Origin of the sequence: Amycolatopsis vancoresmycina, assembly GCF_000716785.1 — a bacterium.
Lineage (GTDB): Bacteria > Actinomycetota > Actinomycetes > Mycobacteriales > Pseudonocardiaceae > Amycolatopsis > Amycolatopsis vancoresmycina.
Genome location: NZ_JNYY01000057.1, coordinates 1 through 434, shown reverse-complemented (window position 1 = coordinate 434; position 434 = coordinate 1). Strand labels below are relative to the sequence as shown.

Annotated in this window: 1 protein-coding gene; it reads left to right on the top strand. The window is 60.8% G+C overall.

Going from position 1 to position 434, the window contains the following annotated elements; translation table 11 throughout:
* Nucleotides 1-43: 43 nt before the first annotated feature.
* Nucleotides 44-434 (top strand): hypothetical protein (locus tag OO60_RS44295; RefSeq protein WP_209441437.1); only part of this gene is annotated, 391 nt, incomplete at its 3' end.

The following is a 434-nucleotide window of genomic DNA, read 5'->3' as shown; positions in this document are numbered from 1 at the left end:
CATCAGCGCAGTACCGGGGTTCATGGCGAGCGCTCGACTGCTCATGGAGAAGGATGGCCAGCACGCGACCTTCACATTCCTGTACCGCGGGGACGCGCTGCTCCACATGGGCGGGCTCATCTTCGACAGTCAGAGCTCGAAAATCCTCGCATTCGAAAAACTTGCCAGTGAGATGAAAGCGGCGAATGCTGACGGCATACTTGTGATCGCGGAGTCGTGGTTCGCTCTTCCCACCGAGAGGGAGAGAGAGCTGGAGACTATATTCTTCCCCGCGCGCGATCGACTGGATCGCAAGGAAGCGCTGACGGTGTATGCGGCCACACGCGATGGGCGCACAGCTGGGATGATTTCCATGGTCATGCGTGACGATGCTGGGCGGGCGATCTGCGCCGAGCCGGTCGAGATGGACGACCCGGTCGCCAACACGCTAGCTC